The sequence below is a fragment of the Staphylococcus pasteuri genome, assembly GCF_030547725.1.
In the GTDB taxonomy this organism is placed as follows: Bacteria; Bacillota; Bacilli; order Staphylococcales; family Staphylococcaceae; genus Staphylococcus; species Staphylococcus pasteuri.
Genome location: NZ_JAUOQO010000775.1, coordinates 1 through 244, shown reverse-complemented (window position 1 = coordinate 244; position 244 = coordinate 1). Strand labels below are relative to the sequence as shown.

General features: G+C 31.1%; 1 protein-coding gene. It reads right to left on the bottom strand.

The window, feature by feature from the left end:
• Positions 1-244 (bottom strand): reverse transcriptase domain-containing protein (locus Q4528_RS15465; protein WP_303522599.1); only part of this gene is annotated, 244 nt, incomplete at both ends.

Below are 244 nucleotides of genomic sequence, written 5' to 3'. Positions count from 1 at the left end.
CTTTTTGCCTTTTGGTTTAACCTTAAGCTTGAAACCTAAGAACTCCGAATACCTTTGTTTTAGATTTGTTATTTTAGATTTTTCTTCACTCACATTTAGTTTTAATCGGTTTTGCAACCATTTTGTAACTGCCTGATAGGTTCTTTTTGCATCGTAGTAATTACGGCAAAATATCTTAAAATCATCAGCATACCTTACAATGTATATTTCTTTTAGGTTGCTTGTTCTTAAAGCTCTGTAAGTA